At 41.2% G+C, this 19,805-nt stretch carries 13 protein-coding genes and 1 pseudogene; 4 read left to right on the top strand and 10 right to left on the bottom strand.

Going from position 1 to position 19,805, the window contains the following annotated elements; all coding sequences use genetic code 11:
• Positions 1 to 103, top strand: a pseudogene (locus CSQ79_RS25270) (IS5/IS1182 family transposase); the annotation flags it as partial.
• A 336-nt stretch (positions 104 to 439) separates the two neighbouring features.
• Here the strand turns inward: CSQ79_RS25270 and CSQ79_RS25275 are convergent.
• From CSQ79_RS25275 to CSQ79_RS25285, 3 genes are all read right to left on the bottom strand, one after another.
• Positions 440 to 1,330 (bottom strand): DUF3267 domain-containing protein, encoded by an 891-nt coding sequence (locus tag CSQ79_RS25275; RefSeq protein ID WP_099703873.1) that lies wholly within the window; start codon positions 1,328 to 1,330, stop codon positions 440 to 442.
• Positions 1,331 to 1,495: 165 nt separating this feature from the next.
• Complete coding sequence (locus tag CSQ79_RS25280) at positions 1,496 to 2,851, bottom strand: mechanosensitive ion channel family protein (protein ID WP_099703874.1); 1,356 nt, start codon at positions 2,849 to 2,851, stop codon at positions 1,496 to 1,498.
• A 156-nt stretch (positions 2,852 to 3,007) separates the two neighbouring features.
• Positions 3,008 to 4,156, bottom strand: a complete 1,149-nt coding sequence (locus CSQ79_RS25285) for a baeRF7 domain-containing protein (protein ID WP_099703875.1) — start codon at positions 4,154 to 4,156, stop codon at positions 3,008 to 3,010.
• 601 nt (positions 4,157 to 4,757) lie between these two features.
• Between CSQ79_RS25285 and CSQ79_RS25290 the strand changes: the two genes are divergently transcribed.
• From CSQ79_RS25290 to CSQ79_RS25300, 3 genes are all read left to right on the top strand, one after another.
• Positions 4,758 to 8,804, top strand: a complete 4,047-nt coding sequence (locus tag CSQ79_RS25290; RefSeq protein WP_099703876.1) for a choice-of-anchor I family protein — start codon at positions 4,758 to 4,760, stop codon at positions 8,802 to 8,804.
• A gap of 703 nt (positions 8,805 to 9,507) precedes the next feature.
• A complete protein-coding gene (locus CSQ79_RS25295; RefSeq protein WP_099703877.1) occupies positions 9,508 to 11,844 on the top strand; it encodes an alkaline phosphatase D family protein in 2,337 nt (778 codons plus the stop codon).
• A gap of 302 nt (positions 11,845 to 12,146) precedes the next feature.
• On the top strand, positions 12,147 to 12,569 hold the full coding sequence (locus CSQ79_RS25300; RefSeq protein ID WP_099703878.1) for a hypothetical protein: 423 nt from the start codon (positions 12,147 to 12,149) through the stop codon (positions 12,567 to 12,569).
• A gap of 94 nt (positions 12,570 to 12,663) precedes the next feature.
• Here CSQ79_RS25300 and CSQ79_RS25305 read toward each other — a convergent pair whose 3' ends face one another.
• The 7 genes from CSQ79_RS25305 to CSQ79_RS25335 all read right to left on the bottom strand — a co-directional run bounded on the left by CSQ79_RS25305 (position 12,664) and on the right by CSQ79_RS25335 (position 19,689).
• Entirely contained in the window at positions 12,664 to 12,921 is a 258-nt protein-coding gene (locus CSQ79_RS25305) for a phospholipase D-like domain-containing protein (protein ID WP_099703879.1), read from the bottom strand.
• On the bottom strand, positions 12,918 to 13,949 hold the full coding sequence (locus CSQ79_RS25310) for a phospholipase D-like domain-containing protein (RefSeq protein ID WP_099703880.1): 1,032 nt from the start codon (positions 13,947 to 13,949) through the stop codon (positions 12,918 to 12,920). The genes CSQ79_RS25305 and CSQ79_RS25310 overlap by 4 nt, the downstream gene beginning before the upstream one ends.
• A gap of 191 nt (positions 13,950 to 14,140) precedes the next feature.
• Positions 14,141 to 16,825 carry an MGH1-like glycoside hydrolase domain-containing protein gene (locus tag CSQ79_RS25315; protein ID WP_099703881.1) on the bottom strand — a complete coding sequence of 895 codons (2,685 nt, stop codon included), beginning with the start codon at positions 16,823 to 16,825 and terminating at the stop codon, positions 14,141 to 14,143.
• Positions 16,826 to 16,849: 24 nt separating this feature from the next.
• On the bottom strand, positions 16,850 to 17,380 hold the full coding sequence (locus CSQ79_RS25320) for a pentapeptide repeat-containing protein (protein WP_099703882.1): 531 nt from the start codon (positions 17,378 to 17,380) through the stop codon (positions 16,850 to 16,852).
• A gap of 70 nt (positions 17,381 to 17,450) precedes the next feature.
• Positions 17,451 to 18,260, bottom strand: a complete 810-nt coding sequence (locus CSQ79_RS25325) for an SDR family oxidoreductase (protein ID WP_099703883.1) — start codon at positions 18,258 to 18,260, stop codon at positions 17,451 to 17,453.
• 72 nt (positions 18,261 to 18,332) lie between these two features.
• A complete protein-coding gene (locus tag CSQ79_RS25330) occupies positions 18,333 to 18,959 on the bottom strand; it encodes a fasciclin domain-containing protein (protein ID WP_099703884.1) in 627 nt (208 codons plus the stop codon).
• Positions 18,960 to 19,029: 70 nt separating this feature from the next.
• Positions 19,030 to 19,689: a class I SAM-dependent methyltransferase gene (locus CSQ79_RS25335; RefSeq protein WP_099703885.1), complete on the bottom strand. Its 660-nt coding sequence runs from the start codon at positions 19,687 to 19,689 to the stop codon at positions 19,030 to 19,032.
• Positions 19,690 to 19,805 lie beyond the last annotated feature (116 nt).

Below are 19,805 nucleotides of genomic sequence, written 5' to 3' on the forward strand. Positions count from 1 at the left end.
ACGATATCGGCGACTCAGCAAGGATTATGAGTGTTTACCGGAGACATCCGAAGCTTTCATCTACTCTACGTCTCTACGTATACTTCTGCATAGATTGGCATAATTTGCTACTTCTCAAACATCCTCTTAGACCATTTGGTTTTGAGGTTGCTACATATGGATGAGCTGGGGAAGCTAGAGAAGTTGGGGGAGCAGGGAAAGAAAAGAAATTAGAAAATTATAATTTGTCACAACCATTTTTCAAGTTGGTATTAAAAACAACAGCAGCGCAGCGAACCAGATTAATAAATAGTCCGTGGGATTGGAATGATTTAGCAACCTAGGTGTTGCAATGTAGCAACACCCAACTATGTCGCCGCTGCTCTGAAGTAGAAGGCATTCGGGTATTGTCGTCACTCTAGCTATTTTAGGATTTATCCCCTTTTTAGATTACTGGAATTTACTTGGTTTTCGGTTTTGAGTTGTTGATACCGTAAATTAATCCCACCGCACTACTCAACGCTAAAACATTGATAAATTGAATTGAAGAAAGAAATCCACCGTCATCGGTACGTTGGTACTGATACAAACTCAAGGGTGTATCTGGAATTCCTAAAGTCAAAGTCTCCACACCAAGCATCGACAAAATAACAGGTAGCACAAACCCCAAGCCTAGCCAAATAACTACCATGGCGAGCGCAAAACCTGTAAAAAAATTCCAGAATAAGCCATTTGCCGAATGCGCTACGCGGCGATCGCCTGATTTACCATAGATGCGTAAGCCAATGACCGTATCTTCTACTAAGATATGTCGAGGGTAGCGCCAAACAATCGAACTTACCCACACATCGACAATTGCACCTGCTGCATTGATTGCTAGTGCGATCGCAAGCCAAGGTGTCTGCAATACAACCATCAACAATACACCTAAAACCGAAATGATCGCGAATGGCGCAAGCGTAATTTGCAAAAATTGATTACGGGTGAAAACTTTGCTCGAAGTTGCATAAGCATAAGGCAAAACAAAGTGAGATAGCCCTACTCCATAACGCGGTTTACCACCATAAATAGACATTACCGCACCGTGAATGAGTTCGTGAAAGATAATGGTTAACCCAATCAAGAGTAAAATTCCTAGCCATCCTTGTACTTGGGAAAATCCAAAATTAATGTTTTGATTGGTTCCCGCAAGAAAAGCGTAAGTAGCTAAAAAAATCGGTAAAAATAAGAAAAACCCTCCTGTAGCCAGAAAGAAAAACTTTGCAGCTAAAGTACGAGTAAGTGTTAATTCATCTAATAGTTGATAGCCGCGTTGGTGCAATGTTTGTGTATTAAAGGAAGTAGGATTCATTAGACCTCCTGCATGAATCACAGATGCCCTATGACTAAAGTCAGGGCTATCCAAGCAAAGTGTACCTTCGTACACTAAAATAAGATTTTTACGGGTAAGTCCACCTCCGTGGACTTTGTTTATTCAGCTAGTGAATTTATACGAGATCGCATTCACGCAGGAGGTCTATTCTTCGCTTCCTTGTCCATTCTGTTGTTCTAATGCTGTTTTCTGTTGTCTTTGCTGCAAAATTGGCAACGAATTACGAAATTCTATAGCATAAATATCTGTAGGTAACTCAATTCCCGCATTCATGAGTGATTCTTTAATAGCTTGCGCTACCTGCGAAGTTGCTTCTAAAAAAGCTAAGCGACGCGAGTTTACCCAAAAGCGAACTTCGATATTTACAGTACTAGCTGCAAGTTCTCTCACAAGAATGTCTATCGGTTGACTGACTTCTACACCTTCGATTTGAGCAATCGTATTTTTAATAACTTGCTTTGCTGTAGTGATGTCTGCAGCATAATCAATACCTACAATGATAGAACTCCGGCGTACCACAGAAGCAGTATTATTTGTAATACTTGCCTGAAAAACTTCTTGATTAGGAATATATACAGTACGACCATCGTAGGTGTTGAGAGTTATTGTCCGCAGTTGAATTTGAGTTACTGTACCTTCGTACTCTTTAATCACAATTTGATCGCCGAGTCGAAACGGTCGAGCTGCAAGTAAAATAACACCAGAAATATAATTACTCAGGATATCTCTAAGACTAAAACCAATTGCAACTGTAGTTAATCCCAACGTTCCTAATAAGGCGGTAAAATCGAGTCCTAAAACTCCCAAGGCGATGATAGAACCAGCTACCCATACTCCACCATATCCTAATTTAGCAATGAGGATTTCGGTACTGCGATCGCCTTCAGTACGCTGCGCCCAAGCATAAGCAACTTGTCGAACTCCACGCGCGATCGCCCATGTCAACACTACAATAACTAAACCACCGATAATCGAAGGCAAATTATCAATAATATCGCGGACTAATTCGCGCATTGTTATGTTAACGCGCTGGACAACATCAATGGCTAATGGTGGCTGATCAAAGGCTTGATTGAGTGCGATCGCCCACTGTTGTGCTAACTTTTCAACAGAGACACCAAAATCTTCTGCATCTTGTTGTGTGACTGTCATCAACACGCGGTTATTTACTTGCAACGTCGCGATATTGCGTTGCGGATTCGTTTGTACGCCAACAGTTCCTATAGGTTGCGATCGCGCTAATATACTTGCAATTCTGCGATTGATAATTTGGGCACGTTCTGTTGCACTCAGTTCTGCTAAGCTCCCTACTTGAAATATTGGTCTTCCCCGAACTAAAATATCTGCAAAAAAAACTCCATCTACGGAAGTTTCTGCAGGTGGATCAAGAGGAGTTTCAATTATAGGAATATCTTGGGCTAAACCGATATGACTTCTGAGTAATATCAAGCTAGCTACAACTACGACAATGCATATCCTATCAGCTTTGCGTTTGCCCATTCCTTACTCTCTACTAAACGATGCGCTATAGCAATCCTAAATTATTTGTAAAAATCTCTTTCTATGTCTTTTCTTTGCGTCTAGCCTTTGGCAACCCCTACGGGGAATGTGGTTCGTGCAACTAATAATATAGTGGGCACTGCCCACCATACTATCTTAATAACGGAAAATCGCTGCTGATGATGAATTTCCTGGTACAGATTCAGGTTCAACTGCATATACTGTACCGCTGTTGATCAAAGTATGAATCGCAGCTAAATCCATTAAATCTTCATCACCCGTTTGCTGGTCATCATGAACTTCAATTTGATTATTTTCTGCATCAAAGCTACCCCATTTCTGTATGCCAATTCCTACAAATAAAGAATCAACTCGTTGAAAGTAAGCTGCGGGGACAACTTCTAAAATATTGTTACTTGTTTGTCCTGTTCCTGCTAATTCTTGATAGCGTTCAACAAGTTCTTGTCGATTTTTTTCAAAGTAGGGTTGAATAATTCCCCAAGCTTGCGCGTGTAATTCTTCAGGTTTGGAAATATCAGGATTACCTGTAACACCACCATCAATTAAATAAGGGTAGTTATTAGCTTCTTTGTAGATTGGAAATAAGTATTCTACGCCTGCTAAAACCAGCGGAAATTGTTGATTTTTGAGTAATTCTTGAATACCAGAATCTACCTTGCGGAAGTAACGCAAAATATTTTCTTTTTGATCGTCTTCGCCTGCACTTTGTCCGTGAAATATTGCGGCGCGATCGCCCCCACCTTGCGAAGTTCCAGTATGAAACTGCAATTGCTTTTCAGGGTCATCATAGCGTAATGCTTCTGCAATACTTTGCGGTATGTCTTCTAATTCAATTTCGTTGACACTATAGCGTGTTCCTTGAAATAACCGAATTTGATTTTGACTAAGTGCAAGTAGATAGAATCTACCATCATTTGTCAGTAGCTGTAACATTGGCTTGAGATGAAAGCGATCTGTTACAACAACTAATTCATCAAAGTTTAATGGGACTTGGTAGTAGCTAAAAAAGTTATCTGCAATGAAAATTGCCAGCCCGTCACTTTGGTGTTGCCAAAATTGATATTCATCAAGTTCTTGCGGTCGTGCTAACATATCTCGCGCGTCTTGGGGACGCATACCTCCTTCAACTAGTTTATTTTCAGCTTCTTTGATTAAATTTTTGAAACGAATGGGATCTTGTTGTGTTTGAGTTCCTAATTTATGCGTAGGCATATAAATGGAAATACAAGTACCTTTTGGCTGTTCAATTAATATTTTTGCTTCTTCGATAGAGAACAGTTTCATGCAATATTCTCCTACTTGGTGAAAAGTTCAATGTAGCAATTTTGTTTGAGTTGTAAGATAATTTTTAACAACAAACCGCGAAGGCGCAGAGGATGATATTGTGTTGAGCGGGCAAAGCCTCTACTTGAAGAAAGTATCCGTCCCACATAGAAGTGGATATCAAGGGAGAGCCTCGCACACAATGTAAGCTATGTTTTATGCTAAACTTTTTGACTTTTGTTGACTTCCAACTACCTTAGTAAATATTCTGTATACTGTCTATCTAGCGATTGATTTTTGCTATTAAAGGTAAATACACCAAAAAAATACATCTATCATTAAGTAGACATTTTTAAAAATATTGAATAATTGCTTGTTTATTGGCGCACAAAAGACTAGCTCTAGGATAACTAGTGATTTTTAGTAGAAATTTAATATTTTCTTAACGTTTCTTTGGTAAGTTACAGAAGTACGACCGTAGCACACAACTTAGATGCTTTGCACCATTTTCAGCAAAGCAGAGTTGCAATAAATCATCTGTAAGCTGCCTTTTTCTTAAAGCAATAGCTCTGTTTTATGCAGAGATTCCCTGTAATTTATCGATATTGCAGACATATCACCTATGGATTCATTTAAGTTACAATTACTTCACGCTACTGACCTAGAAGCTGGTATTTCTGCTGTTGAGGATGCACCTCGGTTTTCAGCAGTTGTTAATGGACTGAGATCGGAATTGCCTGAACAAACGCTTCTTATCTCTTCTGGTGATAATTATATTCCTGGTCCTTTTTTACTAGCGAGTGCCGATCCGAGTTTAGATGAAATATTAGGAAGTGCTGGCGCTGGGCGAGGCGATATCGCAATCATGAATGCGATCGCCTTTGATGCTTCAGCGTTGGGTAATCATGAATTTGACTTGGGTACAGGACAAGTCGCAAGTGTCATTGCACCTGATGGCGATTATCCTGGTACAAGTTTTCCTTATTTGAGTGCTAATTTAGATTTTAGTGAAGATGCCAATCTTAGCGATCTAGTTGTTCCTGAAGGACAAGCACCACAACCAAATAGCATTACAAAAAGTGTAGTGTTTGAAGTAGATGGCGAAATTGTCGGCGTTGTTGGTGCGACGACACCTCTACTAGAATCTATTTCTTCTCCTGGTGATGTGATTGTTTCACCACCCGATCCTGATGATTTGAATGCACTTGCAGCAGAAATTCAAATTTCGGTAGATAATCTCACCGATCAGGGAGTCAATAAAATTATTCTGACTTCTCACTTACAGCAAATAGCGCTTGAACAAGAATTAGCGACATTACTCGAAGACGTAGACATTATTATTGCTGGTGGATCGGATACGATTTTAGCTGATGAAAGCGATCGCCTCCGTCCAGGTGATGAAGCAGCAGGTTCTTACCCGATTTTAACCGAGTCTGCGAGTGGCGATCCTGTTGCAATTGTGAGTACTGATGGTAACTATAACTATGTCGGGCGCTTAGTTGCAGAATTTGACGATAATGGCGTATTACTACCAGAAAGCATCGATCCATTAAATAGTGGCGCTTATGCGACTGACGAACAAGGTGTCGAAGATCTGCGTAATTTTGTTGCGAATCCTAATGCTGTTGTCGCCGATCCTGATGTTGTTGCAATTACAGCAGCTATTCAAGAAGTTATTTTAGAAAAAGACGGTAATCTTTTTGGTAGTTCCGATGTATTCCTCAACGGTGAAAGAGAGGATGTCCGCACTCAAGAAACAAACTTAGGTAATTTAACTGCTGATGCTAATTTAGCTGCGGCGCAGGCTGTTGATGACTCAGTTGTCATCTCAATCAAAAATGGTGGCGGAATCCGCGCACCGATTGGTGTTGTCAATCCTGAAACCGGAGAAACACTTCCGACAGCAGCGAACGAATTAACGGGTAAAGAAGCGGGTGATATTTCTCAGTTAGATATTGAAAATGCGCTGCGCTTTAATAATGAACTCACTCTGTTAACTCTAACAGCTGAACAACTTCTGGCAGTTATTGAACACGGTGTGGCGGCGACTGCATCAGGTGCAACTCCTGGACAATTTCCCCAAGTTGCTGGTGTATCTTTCAGTTTTGACCCAGATTTAGAATCAGGAAATCGAGTTCAATCTTTAGTTGTTGAGGATGCAGACGGTAATCCTAGGGATATTATTGTTGAAAATGGCGAACTTGTCGGAAATGGCGATCGCGAGTTTCGCATAGTCACTTTGAACTTCTTAGCAAGTGGAGGAGATAGCTATCCCTTCGATCAATTTGCTGAAGCTAATTCAGAAAGATTAAATCGAGTTGATCTCACTGATTTAAATTTAGCACCAGGAACTGCTACTTTTGCCGATGCTGGTACTGAACAAGATGCTTTAGCTGAGTATCTCCTTGCCAATTTTGCAGAAGAACCTTATGATATTGCAGATGTTGGTCCTGGACAAGATAGCCGAATTCAGAATCTCAACGATCGCAGCGATACTGTGATTACACCTTTAATCGATGCATCGGATGCTATTAGTTTAGCTCCCATTGGCACTTACGCAACAGGCATTTTTGATGAAGGTGCCGCAGAAATCGTCGAGTACGATCCTGATACACAACGTTTGTTTGTTGTCAATGCAAATAGTGCCACGCTGGATGTTTTAGATATTAGCGATCCGACTAACATTCAAGCACTTGAGGCAATTTCATTAACCTCATATGGTGCTGCAGCTAATAGTGTTGATATTTTCGATGGTGTACTAGCTGTAGCAGTAGAAAATGAGGATACACAGCTACCTGGTAACGTCGTATTCTTTGATACTGATGGTAACTTTTTAAGTTCCGTAGAAGTCGGGGCTTTACCAGATATGCTTACCTTCACACCTGATGGTAAGAAGGTTTTAGTTGCTAATGAAGGCGAACCAAGTGACGATTACACGGTTGACCCTGAAGGTTCAGTAAGTATCATTGATGTCTCAGGTGGTTTTGAAAACCTGACACAAGATAACGTTACAACAGCTGGCTTTACTGCGTTTAACGATCGCAAAGAAGAACTGATTGCAGAAAAAGTCAGAATCTTTGGACCTAACGCCACAGTTGCTCAAGATATAGAACCAGAATATATCACAGTTTCATCTGACTCTACGACTGCTTGGGTTGCGCTGCAAGAGAACAATGCTTTAGGAGTGCTTGATATCGCTTCTGGGGAAATTACTGATATTTTACCTTTGGGCTTTAAAGATCATACTCTTCCAGAAAATGCATTCGATGCTAGCGATCGCGATGACGCGATTAATATTACCAACTGGCCAGTATTTGGTATCTACCAACCTGATGCGATCGCAAGTTACGAAGTCGATGGCGAGACTTTTATTATTACTGCCAACGAAGGCGATGCTCGCGATTATGATGCCTATAGCGAAGAAGCACGGATAGAAGATTTAGTTTTAGATCCCGTTGCTTTTCCTAATGCTGCAGAATTACAAGCAGAGGAAGCACTTGGTCGTTTAATTGTCACGACAGCAAATGGTGACACTGATGGTGATGGCGAGTATGAAGAACTGTACGTTTTTGGTGGTCGTTCGTTTGCGATTTGGACTGAGGAAGGAGAACTAGTTTACGATAGCAGTAATGATTTTGAGCAAATTACAGCAGCGCTGTACCCTCAAGAGTTCAACTCTGACAATAGCGAAAATGACTCTTTTGATAGCCGCAGTGATGCCAAAGGACCGGAACCCGAAGGCGTGACTGTTGGTGTTATTGATGACCGGACTTATGCGTTCATTGGTTTAGAGCGGATTGGCGGGATAATGACTTATGATGTCACTGATCCTACTAATCCGCAGTTTGTTCAGTACATCAACAACCGTGATTTTAGTGGTGATGCTGAAGCTGGTACAGCAGGCGATCTTGGTATAGAAGGATTAACATTCATTTCTGCTGAAGATAGTCCAAATGGCAAGCCATTAATAGTTGCTGCAAATGAAATTAGTGGAACGACAACTGTTTTTGAAATTACGGTAAACAGTGACGGTACTCCTGAACCCACCGGAGAACTCATTTTTGGTACAGAAACTGATGATGAGTTGTTTGCGAATATCAAAGATACCATCTTTGCAGGTGCGGGTAATGATATTGTTGATGCTTCTACTGGTGGCGGGGGTAATCAACTTTACGGCGGCGATGGCGATGATGAGTTATTTGCTGGAAGCAACGATTACGCTTTGCGTAGCGCCGGAGGCGATCGCCTATTCGGTGAAGCAGGTAATGATATTCTCAATGCTGCTGTTGGAAGTGGTGGTAATAGATTGTATGGTGGTGCGGGTAATGATACCTTAATTGGGGGTACTGGAGATCGCTTGTTCGGTGGTGCAGGCGATGATGTCTTGTTTGCTGGACAAGGCGATAACCTCTTGAATGGCGGTGCTGGTGTCGATCAATTCTGGATTGCTTACAATGGATTACCTGATAGCATCAACACAGTTACTGATTTCCAAGTCGGTACAGATATCATCGGTATTGGTGGTTTAGCCGGAGTTAGTAGCTTCAGCGACCTCACCCTTACCCAAGACGGCGCTAATACACTGATTAATGCTGCAGATACAGACTTAGCTTTACTCAGAGGTATCCAAGCCAATGCGCTTGACAGTAACAGCTTTGTGTTTGCTTAGTAGTTTCTTTTAAAAGCAACAAATTGCACCTTTTATAAGCAAGAGGTGCAATTATTTTTTTAAAGTTGAAAATTATACACTTGATTGCAAAACTATAGACTTCTTGCAAAAAATACTTAAACTGTCATGTTGAGCCAAGCGAAACATCTCGCGAGATTCTGCGCTACATGACATTCCGCTGGGAATGACATTCATAATTTTTCAACTTTTGCAAGAGATCTTATCTCGCTTGATCTGCTGCATTGCGATCGCGAATCATCACTATAATCGCAATTTAATTTTTCAGCAGATTGAGTCTTAATTAAGAAGAATTTATTAAAAAGCGTTAAATCTCTTGCACGAATCACATGCTCCAATAAAGTGTGCTTCTGCAAACTAATATAAAATTTTTAGCAGTAAGTTCACAGAGACGAACTTTGTTCTTTTGGCTGCAAATTCATTTGCTAGACGTTCATACTACATTGTTTTTAAGTTAATATTCTTCTTTTAAGATTATTCCGACAAATAACTAGTTTGAATCCATAAAGTTATTTTATATACAATTGTCGTACTTAATTTTACTTTCTATACAAAAATTTAAAAAATCTCTGTGTTCTACTTGGGAAAACAAGGTAATCATAAACAAAAGTAGTACGATTAATTCTCCTTACTTAGCTGATAGCACGACAAGTAGTCAAACGCCTAAAGGATTTCTCAAGTAATAATGAATCGTTATCGAATAAACAGACGCTCATTTCTTAAATATGCGACTGCTGGATTTGCACTATCAAGTGTTTATTTCATAAAAAGAACAAACGCTGCGACTAACTTGCAACCAGTGCAAGTGCTACCTAAAAATTTGACACGAACCTGGATTGGGCGTTCTTTCTGGGCAAATCGCTTGCAAGATTGGCGATTGCATCAAGGTTTTATCGAATGTTTAACAGGAAACGCTGGAGATGAGATCCGAACAGTTTCGCTGCTTACCCGTGAATTAATTCCTGGTTCAACTTCTGCACAAATGAGTGTTGTTGTCAAGCGTTTAACAGATAATGGTGGAGGATTTTGTGGGTTTCTCATCGGAGGTGGCGGCGGACAGCTAGACTACCGTGCAGCGGCGCTTGTACAGAAAGCATCTGGTATCGGCGGTGGTTTGCTTTGCACTTATGATGGTCATCGCGTCCGGTTTCGCGAACACACTAGCGAACAGCAACCTCTACAATTTGCTGAGCTACCATCACAGCAAGTAGGCTCGATAAATTCGGTTGCTAATCTCGATGAAGAGGTCTTACTACACCTCGATATATCTCCTCAGCCAGATGGTAAATTTCAATTGCAACTAACCGCCTCGCGGGAAAAAACAGGTCAAATATTAGGGAAAGCAATTTTAAAAAACGTTGCCGATGCTAGTATTTGTGGCAGTATTCTACTTGTTTCTTCTCCCTATACAGGACAAGCAGGAGCAAGATATGGATTTCGCGATCCTTGCACGGGTGGGAACAAGATAGCTGCACGTCCTCAAAATACGCTTGGTCCCATCTTGGGAACTATGTATTCACTCAATGGCAAAGTTCTCAAAATCTTAGCTCAGTTTATGCCTATCGGCGACACACAAGCACGCGTAGCACAATTTCAGTATCGCAGTACTAACGGAGCTTGGCAAAATGGTTCTGAAGCAACTATTGGAGCAGGATATACAGCACTATTTCACTTAACTAATTGGAACTCTACGAAAGATTGGGAATATCGAATTGTTTATAAGTATCAAACATTAACAGCCTATTACAACGGTATTATCCGAAAAGATCCCATCAACAAATCGTTGACTATTGGGCTAGTTAGCTGCACGATCGCTACTGCACGTCCCCTCGATAGTGGTATAGGTAAACCTGAACTACCCAATGCGGAACTTTTAGGACGCTACACCTCGAAAAACATTTATTTTCCTTACTCTCAGCTTGTCCAAAATCTTCGTCGTCATCAACCTGATTTGTTACTATTCGTTGGCGATCAACTCTATGAAACAAGTCCAACGCTGAAAGACACGAGTAATTTAGTACTAGACTATTTGTACAAATGGTATCTCTGGTTGTGGTCTTTTCGCAGTCTCACACGCAACACTCCCACCATTGTTTTAGTAGACGATCACGACGTTTACCAAAGTAATATTTGGGGAGAAAATGGCAAGCCTGCTCCCAATAATGATGAAAATCGCGGAGGTTACGTCTACACAGGTTCCTTTGTCAACCTAGTTCAGCGAACGCAATGCGGTCACAATCCAGATGCTTACGATCCGACGCCAGTGTTACAGAATATCAATGTTTACTACGGTGCTTTCCGCTATGGTGGGGTTAGTTTTGCAATTCTAGAGGATCGCAAGTTTAAGACTGCCAGTACAACACAACCATCTGTACTATTAGGAGAACGACAAGAGAAGTTTTTAGAAGCTTGGGCGCAAGACAAACAAGGGGTACGTGCCAAGATTTGTATCACGCAGACTGTCTTTGGTTGCGTTGCAACAGATGAAAATCGCCGCCCCGTCATCAATAACTATGACTCTAATGGATTTCCGCAAGCAGGAAGGAATCGTGCGATCGCGCTTTTGCGTAAAGCAGGGGCTTTAGTTGTTTCTGGCGATCAGCACCTAGCTAGCTTAGTACGACATGGAATCAACAATTTTACTGATAGTGTTGTGCAATTTTCTGGACCTGCAGGAGGCGCACTTTGGCAACGATGGTTTCAACCTGCTGGACTTTTGCCGAATGGTGGTTCTACACCATATACAGGGGATTTTATCGATGGATTTGGTAACAAAATGCGCGTCTTAGCTGTAGCGAATCCAAAAATTACTCAAAAATATCATGTAGATAATTCCTTGAGTAAGAGCCGTAATCTTGGCGATAGAAGGCTTAAAAGCGAAGGATACGGTATTATTCGCGTCAATGCAAACGAGTATGCGATTGAGTGTTGGTCTTGGAATGTCGATCCTACTTCTACCAATGCTAAGCAGTTTCCTGGCTGGCCATATCGTTTACCTTTCACTCAAGCATCTGCTCTGTAAAATGGTTATTAGACCTCCTGCATGAATCGTAGATGCCCTACGACTGAAGTCGGGGCTATCCAGGCAAAGTGTACCTTCGTACACTAAAATGAGATTTTTAGTAGTAAGTCCACGGAGGTGGACTTTGTTTATTTAGGTGCGAATTTATTCGCCCAGTATTCACGCAGGAGGTTTATTGGTCTATCGTAAGAATGATTTCGCTTAATAACTTGAAGTGATAAAACCTCTGTCTAGAGCACGATTTGACTGATAAACCAAATGAAGTAAAAATAGGATGCCCAATCTAACGTAGATTGTATTCTATGAAACTAAATCGTTTAACACGCTTTTCGACAGTAAAACGTTGGATAGCAACAATGCTGTTTTGTTTATCAGCGATCGCGTTTTTCCCAGCGTTCTCTGCAATGGCTGCGCCCAATGCAACTTTAATTGCAGCAGATCTTGGAGATCAAGTTCAAGAGAAAACCAGTGAAGATGCCGGACGTGCTAAAAACTTTATCCGCGACACCGCAGACAAAGTTGAGGAAACGGCAAGGAAAAATGCCAAGCGAGTCGATCAAGCTACCGATGACGGTAGTTTTATTGAGGGCAAAGCTAAGCGAGACGCAGCTAGAATTGAGAAAAGAGCAGAAGAAGACACAGCGCGGACTCAAAAAGCTGTAGACAATACAAAGAACGTTATTGAACGTACAGTTGATAGTATCAAAGATGCTTTTAGCGATTAAAAACTAAACAGTAGCTGAAAAGATTAATGTGCGTTGTTTCATTTGTTGCATCTACTTAAAACGAAGAAGCAATGTACATTAATCTTCAGTATTTTTACAACAAGGGTTTGAAAATGAGTCCAAGTTGCCCCATTACCCTTTCAGTAAAAGGTCGTTGCTGCCACTCCTCGTAAGTTAAACAATGGCTATCATCAAACGAATTTTCTAAAAAGGTTGAAATATTCTCAATCACTTCTTGTTTATTCGTTGAAATATTTAACTCATCATTGTGAAAGTAGCTGCGCGGATCGAAATTGGCGCTACCAGTACTGACCCAACTACTATCAATAAGTGCTAACTTAGCGTGCATCATACTTGTTGGTACTCACAAACTTGCACACCTGCTGCTAGTAATTCTTCGTAGTTTTCCCGCGCCGCATAACGGACAATCGGTTTATCATTTCTACTACTCATTGTGATAACTCGCACATCTACGCCTCTTTGCCTTGCTTGAATCAGTGCAGCACGAGTATTTTGTTCTGGTAAAAAGTAAGGGCTACCAATCCAAATGCGCTCCTTAGCTCCTAAAAAGCTCATCTGAAATAGCATTCTAATCGTGGATTCACTTAATGTTGAAGTATCATTAGTTACATATAAAGGCTCACCTTCGCTGGGTTTAGCAGGAAGCGTACCAGGTCCAAGGTCAAGTTCGCCACCCATGTATGCCCAGTTTTGAAAAAAGTTACCTTCGAGTAGACTAGCAATTTGACCTTCGTAGCTTACCTCAAACTCTAACCATGATGCATTATCGCCAATATCAGGATCGCCATCCCAATTATCTGAGACTCCTGCACCACCAATTAAGACTTGTTGACTATCAATAATCAATAGTTTGCGATGAGTCCGAGAATTATACTCTAATGGTGCTCGCCAATCGAACGGACGGAAAAATATTACTTGTACACCAGCATTGCGTAGTTGCTGCCAATATTCATCAGGAAGCTCGTCAGTACCATAGTCATCAATCAGCATTTGAACTTCTACACCTGCTTGCGCTCGCTCAATCAGTGCCGCAGCAAACTCATCAGCGCGGCGACCAGGAGTCATAAAATAAGTCTCAAAGCGAATTGAGCGTTGAGCGCTACGAATGGCAGCATTACGTGCAGCATAGATATCGTCTACATTGTTCCAAAAACCTGTCATGCGACCATAGGTAGGTAAAGCATTTGTGAGGCTGACAACTGCTAGTGGGAAACGAGGATCTTCAATAGCTGGACTCGCTACGATGTTATATTCAGGTTCTTGGCGAAAAATCCCACGTAGATAAAGAAAAAAGAATGTCAATAAAGCTACTCCAGCAACACCCCCAGCAAGCCATGCGAGTAAGTTTCTTTTAGCCATTGTTAGCTTTCTCCCCTCTTTCCTGATTCCACTAACAATGTTGCAACAAGGTATAGTTTTCTCAGGTTAGGTGTATAAATATACCTTGAATCGAATGAAGACAACACCTGTCTTTTGATATAGGAGGAGAAGTAAAGTAAAGGGCAGGCAAGCTAGCTAACCCATAAGTTTTGCAGATTTACTTAAAATATCTATGTATCAATTACTGACGCTTTAAGTGATTTTTGCGGCTCAGTTGCAGAAGTCCCTTGTTGATACGCTTGATGAATTAAGTCAGCAACTAAACCTGTCCACCCTGTTTGGTGATTAGCCCCAAGTCCAGCGCCATCATCGCCATTGAAGTATTCGTGGAATAAAATCCAGTTTTGCCAATGAGGGTCATTTTGAAACTTCTCGATACCGCCAAAAACAGGTCTGCGTTGTGGCGATCGCAGAAAAATTCGCATTAACCTTTGTGCAAGTTCAGTAGTGATTTCTTCCAGATTCATCAATTTACCAGAACCTGTAGGATATTCAACAGTAAACTCATCACCTAAATAATTGTGATATTTCTGTAGCGATTCAATAATGAGGAAATTCATAGGAAACCAAATAGGACCACGCCAATTAGAATTTCCCCCAAACATCCCGCTAGTAGACTCCGCCGCTTCGTAATCTACGCGATGTTGATGACCATCAACTTCAAAAATATAAGGGTTTTCTGCATGAAACTTAGAAAGTGAGCGAATGCCGTAATCACTCAAAAACTCTGTTTCATCTAACATTTTTTGCAGAATCAGTTCTAGTTTATTGCGATTAACAATTGCGAGTAATCGTCTTTCTCCTATTCCTTTAGCTTCCATGCAAGCAATGTTTCTTGTCAAATTTGGGCGATTTGTAATAAACCACTCAAATCGCTTTTTGAAACCAGGAAAATTATTTAAAGTTGCTTGTTCTAAAACTTCTACACCAAAGATAGGGACAAGTCCAACCATAGAACGTACTTTAAGATGTACCCGTTGATTATCAGGAAAATGCAGTACGTCGTAATAAAAATCATCTGTGTCATCCCACAGATTTACATCTGTGTCACCTATATGATTCATCGCATCAGCGATATAAAGAAAGTGTTCAAAAAACTTACTGGCAATGTCTTCGTAGGGGGGATTATCTTTTGCAAGTTCAAGTGCGATCGCCAACATATTTAAACAATACATCCCCATCCAACTTGTACCATCAGATTGATCGAGATGACCACCTGTCGGTAATTCTGAACTTCGGTCAAAAATTCCGATATTATCTAGCCCTAAAAACCCACCCTGGAAAACATTATTGCCTTCTTCATCTTTACGATTTACCCACCAAGTAAAATTGAGAAGTAATTTCTGAAATACACGCTCTAGAAAATCTTTATCTGCACGTCCATACATTTGTTTTTCAATTTGATAGACGCGCCAAGTTCCCCACGCATGAACAGGTGGATTGACATCACTAAAATGCCATTCATAAGCTGGCATTTGTCCGTTGGGGTGCAAATACCATTCGCGTGTGAATCGATCCATTTGACGCTTGGCAAAATCAGGATCGATCATAGCTAGAGGTAAGACATGAAAAGCTAAATCCCAAGCAGCAAACCAAGGGAATTCCCACTTATCGGGCATCGAAAGAATGTCGTCATTAAATACATGAAGCCATTCTTTATTACGTTCGTAAGTTCTATTTGGTGTAGGTTGTGTCGAATCGCCTTTCAACCAATCTTCAATAACGTAGTGATAAAATTGCTTTGTCCACAGTAAACCAGCAAATGCTTGACGTTGTACACTTTGGGCATCTGGATCGGTCACATTAGGAGAAATACGTTGATAGAAATCGTCAGCTTCTTGTTGGCGTGTTTCAAAAACGCGATCGAATTCTTCGCCAAAAGGTGCTGATACTGTTGTGTTGCAAAGTCTTAAATGGACAGTTTTTTCTTGTCCTGCACCAATATTTAATATATAATATGGAGAAACTTTTGTACCTACTTGTTCAGGGTTGACAGCTTCTTTCTTACCATGAATAACATAGTCATTAATGCCATCTTTGACGTAAGGTGACTTGTTCGGCTCGCCAAATAATCTTTGAGAATTTGTCTCGTTTTCAGTACATAAAAGTTCTGGTGATTGATCGCAATATAACCATCTTTCGCCTAACGTGGGATGAGCTGCTTCTACTAGACTAAAAACATCTGATTGAATTTTCTTTAAAATTGGTTTTTGGGCGTTTTCTTCCCACGACCAAGTATTACGAAACCATAAAGTTGGTAATAAGTGTAGTGTTTTTTCTTCTGAACTGCGGTTAATAACTTTAATTTTAATTAAGATATCTTCGTCGGTGTTTTTTGCATATTCCACAAAAACATCAAAGTAGCGATCGCTATCAAATATCCCAGTATCAAGTAACTCAAATTCAGGATCGTGAAAGCCACGGCGTTGGTTTTCTTGGACTAATTCGGCATAAGGAAAAGCTTGCTGTGGATACTTGTACAAACACTTCATATATGCATGGGAGGGAGTATTATCAAGGTAAAAGTAATACTCTTTAACATCCTCACCGTGATTGCCTTCAGGTCCAGTTAAGCCGAAAATACGTTCTTTGAGAATCGCATCATTACCATTCCACAGTGCGATCGCAAAACACAACCGCTGGTGATTATCCGAAATTCCGGCAATACCATCTTCACCCCAACGATAAGCACGGGAGCGAGCATGATCGTGGGGAAAATAGTCCCAAGCTGAACCAGTAGCGCTGTAGTCTTCACGCACAGTCCCCCATTGGCGTTCGCTAAGGTAGGGTCCCCAACGTCTCCAATAGGCTTTACGAGTGCGGTTTTCCTCTAGTCTGATTTCTTCTTGAGTCATCAGTGTCGCTCCCTTAATGCTTATTTACTGGGTACTTTGGTTAGCGCGAATCGTTCCTTCTAAATCGGCTCTTTCTAAATTTGCTCCCTCAAGGTTAGTTCCTTGTAGGTTAGCATTCTCTAAATCGGCTCGGTACAAGTTGGCATTCTCTAAGTTTGCATCTTGCAAGTTGACTTCTTCTAAATCTGCACCACTCAAGTTAGCTTCTTGTAAAGAAGCACCTTGTAAATTGGCTTTGTCCAAGTCTGCATTACTTAAATTAGCTTGCTGTAGATTGGCATTTTGCAGGTTTGCCTCTTCTAAATCTGCGCCTTGGAGATTAGCACCTTGTAAATTTGCTCCTCGCAAGTTAGCTTCGTCTAAATCAGCTTCTTGGAGATTTGCATTGCTGAGGTTACACTCAGGGCATTGCTTTGTTTCAAGCAAACGTTGTACTTCTGCAGATTGTGACTGCGGTGATGATTGGCTTGTTGCCTGAGTTGGCTGTGAAGAACATGCCACAAGCCCCAAAAAACTCAGCATCACAGGTAAAGTAAGACTTTTAATAGTTATCATACTATTGATACTCCTCATTGTGATTATTTTTACTAATTTTGTCAGAGGAGTATTTTTTTATCTTCTATCTTTAAGCTGACCATGCCTCTCGAAAGTCTGCATAAAGGGTGAGTCCGCCATCAATAAATAACGTTTGTCCAGTGATATACGCGGCTTCATCCGAAGCTAAAAAAGCTACAGCAGCAGCCATTTCCTCAGCAGTTCCCGCACGTCCCATTGGAATATGACTTTCCACTTCTGCTTTTTTCTGAGGGTCTTCTGTCCAAGCTTCGTTAATAGGAGTTACTGTTGCTCCAGGTGCTACAGCATTAACGCGAATACCTTTATCTGCATACTCTAAAGCTAAAGTTTTTGTCAGATTTTCCATGCCACCTTTGCTAATAGAATAGCTGACATACATCGGTCGAGGAATAATTTCATGAACGCTAGAGATATTAATAATGACTCCTTGGCGGTTTTGGGAAAGCAGATGTTTTAGTGTCTCACGCGCACACAAATAAGCACCACGCAGGTTAACTGATATCACCTGGTCAAAATCATCGGTTGCAACTTCGTGTGAAGGACACTCAGTTTGAATTCCGGCATTATTGATTAGGATATCTAAACTACCAAATTGTGCAACAACGGTATTGACCATCCGGACAATGTCTTCTTCTTTAGAGACATCGCCTTGAACTAGTAGTGATTTTACGCCGCAACTTTCCACATCACCACAAGCTCTTTGCATTGCTTGTTCTTCAGTTTTTTCCGCACCTTCAGGACTAGAACGATAGTTGATCGCAACATTGACGCCTTCTTGTGCTAAACGAATTGCGATCGCTTGACCAATCCCAGAAGTTGCGCCTGTAACTAAAGCATTTTTTCCTTTAAGACCCTGCATAAGCACTAATCTCCAAGAATGCAACAAGATAATTTTATGGGCGTACCGCAGTACGCCCTTTCACTATGTCACTTACAGGTTAAGGTTTGGGGGAAGAATGACACTATCAATTGCATGAATCACGCCATTGCTGGCTTGGATATCAGGTTGAGTCACAGTAGCATCGTTAACTCTCACTTGGTTAGCTGCAGCATCAACTTGTACATTGACAGGATTACCCTCAGCTGTTGCTACCTCTCCTGATTGCAGTTGATCTGAAGTCACTTCTCCAGGAACTACGTGGTATTGCAAGATTCTTCTTAAGGTTTCGCGATTTTCTGGCTGTGCTAACTGCTGGCGCGTAGATTCAGATAACCCAGCAAAAGCTTCGTTTGTAGGAGCAAATACAGTGTAAGGTCCTTCACCTTCTAGGGTATCGGCTAAACCTGCTGCATTAATCAATTCAGTCAATGTACTAAATGATGGATCTCCAGATGCAACGTTAACAATATCATCTGTAGCTCCTGTGGTTGGAGTTGTTGGAGTTGTTTGATCAGCTGGTGTTTCGCCAGGTGCAGGAGCGATGGTAGGAGTAGCTTCAGGTGCTGGAGATGTTTGTGTTGTCGTCGTTTGTGGTTCGCATGCTGCTAGTACTGGTAGAATTGCCAATCCACCTAAGAATCCAGCAAGCTTTGTGATTGTGTTTTTACGATTCTTCATGAAATGCTCCTGATTGTTTTCTCTAATTGATCGTGTTAGTTACCAGTGACCAATCACTAGTCACTAATCGCTATTGCAGATTTGCGGGCACATTTTCTGGTACAGTCCATACATAAAGCGTATGTTGACGACTGGGACCTTGAACTTGAACTACATTGTCAGGTTGCCACTCTCCCATATCGAAATCATGGGAAACGATGCGAGTACCAGGTCTTAACTCTTGTAGGAGCTTCGGACGTAACTTAATATTGATATCTGGCAAGAGATAAAGTGTGACTACTGTGGCTTCACTCAAATCTGTTTGAAACAAGTCTTGTTGGACAATTTGCACGCGATCGCTGACATTAGCCGTTTCTGCATTTTGGCGAGCACGTTGCACTAGTTCAGGGTTAATTTCAACTCCATAAGCCCGACTTGCATTAAACCTTTGCACAGCAGTAATAGGAATTCTCCCATCACCGCTACCCAGATCGTACAACACATCGTTACTTGTGACATTTGCCAATTGTAGCATTTGGTCTACGACTTCTTGCGGAGTAGGCACATAAGGCACATCTGGTGAGCGTTCTTGCGGTTGAGTAGGCTCAGTTGCTGGTGCTGGTGATTGCGTTTGTACCGTTGGCGATTGTGCTTCTGCTTCAAATTGACGTTGTTGATTACATCCTGCCAATAGCAAGCTACCTATACCCACACCGGTAACTAGCAAATTTTTAATTGTCTTGAGATGCATATTCTCACCCTTTGCTACCAATTGGATAAATTGTTTGTTACCTTGTGACGTTTAATGTCTTGATCTCCCTCATTGTCAATTCCAGTTTCAAATTCCCAAATGATAAACTCTGTCTT

This window comes from Gloeocapsopsis sp. IPPAS B-1203 (assembly GCF_002749975.1).
Taxonomy (GTDB): Bacteria; Cyanobacteriota; Cyanobacteriia; order Cyanobacteriales; family Chroococcidiopsidaceae; genus Gloeocapsopsis.

Excerpts from the sequence above, each read along its gene's own strand:
- CSQ79_RS25275 (WP_099703873.1), bottom strand. The coding sequence starts at position 1,330 with ATGAATCCTACTTCCTTTAATACACAAACATTGCACCAACGCGGCTAT.
- CSQ79_RS25280 (WP_099703874.1), bottom strand. The coding sequence starts at position 2,851 with ATGGGCAAACGCAAAGCTGATAGGATATGCATTGTCGTAGTTGTAGCT.
- CSQ79_RS25285 (WP_099703875.1), bottom strand. The coding sequence starts at position 4,156 with ATGAAACTGTTCTCTATCGAAGAAGCAAAAATATTAATTGAACAGCCA.
- CSQ79_RS25290 (WP_099703876.1), top strand. The coding sequence starts at position 4,758 with ATGGATTCATTTAAGTTACAATTACTTCACGCTACTGACCTAGAAGCT.
- CSQ79_RS25295 (WP_099703877.1), top strand. The coding sequence starts at position 9,508 with ATGAATCGTTATCGAATAAACAGACGCTCATTTCTTAAATATGCGACT.
- CSQ79_RS25300 (WP_099703878.1), top strand. The coding sequence starts at position 12,147 with ATGAAACTAAATCGTTTAACACGCTTTTCGACAGTAAAACGTTGGATA.
- CSQ79_RS25305 (WP_099703879.1), bottom strand. The coding sequence starts at position 12,921 with ATGATGCACGCTAAGTTAGCACTTATTGATAGTAGTTGGGTCAGTACT.
- CSQ79_RS25310 (WP_099703880.1), bottom strand. The coding sequence starts at position 13,949 with ATGGCTAAAAGAAACTTACTCGCATGGCTTGCTGGGGGTGTTGCTGGA.
- CSQ79_RS25315 (WP_099703881.1), bottom strand. The coding sequence starts at position 16,825 with ATGACTCAAGAAGAAATCAGACTAGAGGAAAACCGCACTCGTAAAGCC.
- CSQ79_RS25320 (WP_099703882.1), bottom strand. The coding sequence starts at position 17,380 with ATGATAACTATTAAAAGTCTTACTTTACCTGTGATGCTGAGTTTTTTG.
- CSQ79_RS25325 (WP_099703883.1), bottom strand. The coding sequence starts at position 18,260 with ATGCAGGGTCTTAAAGGAAAAAATGCTTTAGTTACAGGCGCAACTTCT.
- CSQ79_RS25330 (WP_099703884.1), bottom strand. The coding sequence starts at position 18,959 with ATGAAGAATCGTAAAAACACAATCACAAAGCTTGCTGGATTCTTAGGT.
- CSQ79_RS25335 (WP_099703885.1), bottom strand. The coding sequence starts at position 19,689 with ATGCATCTCAAGACAATTAAAAATTTGCTAGTTACCGGTGTGGGTATA.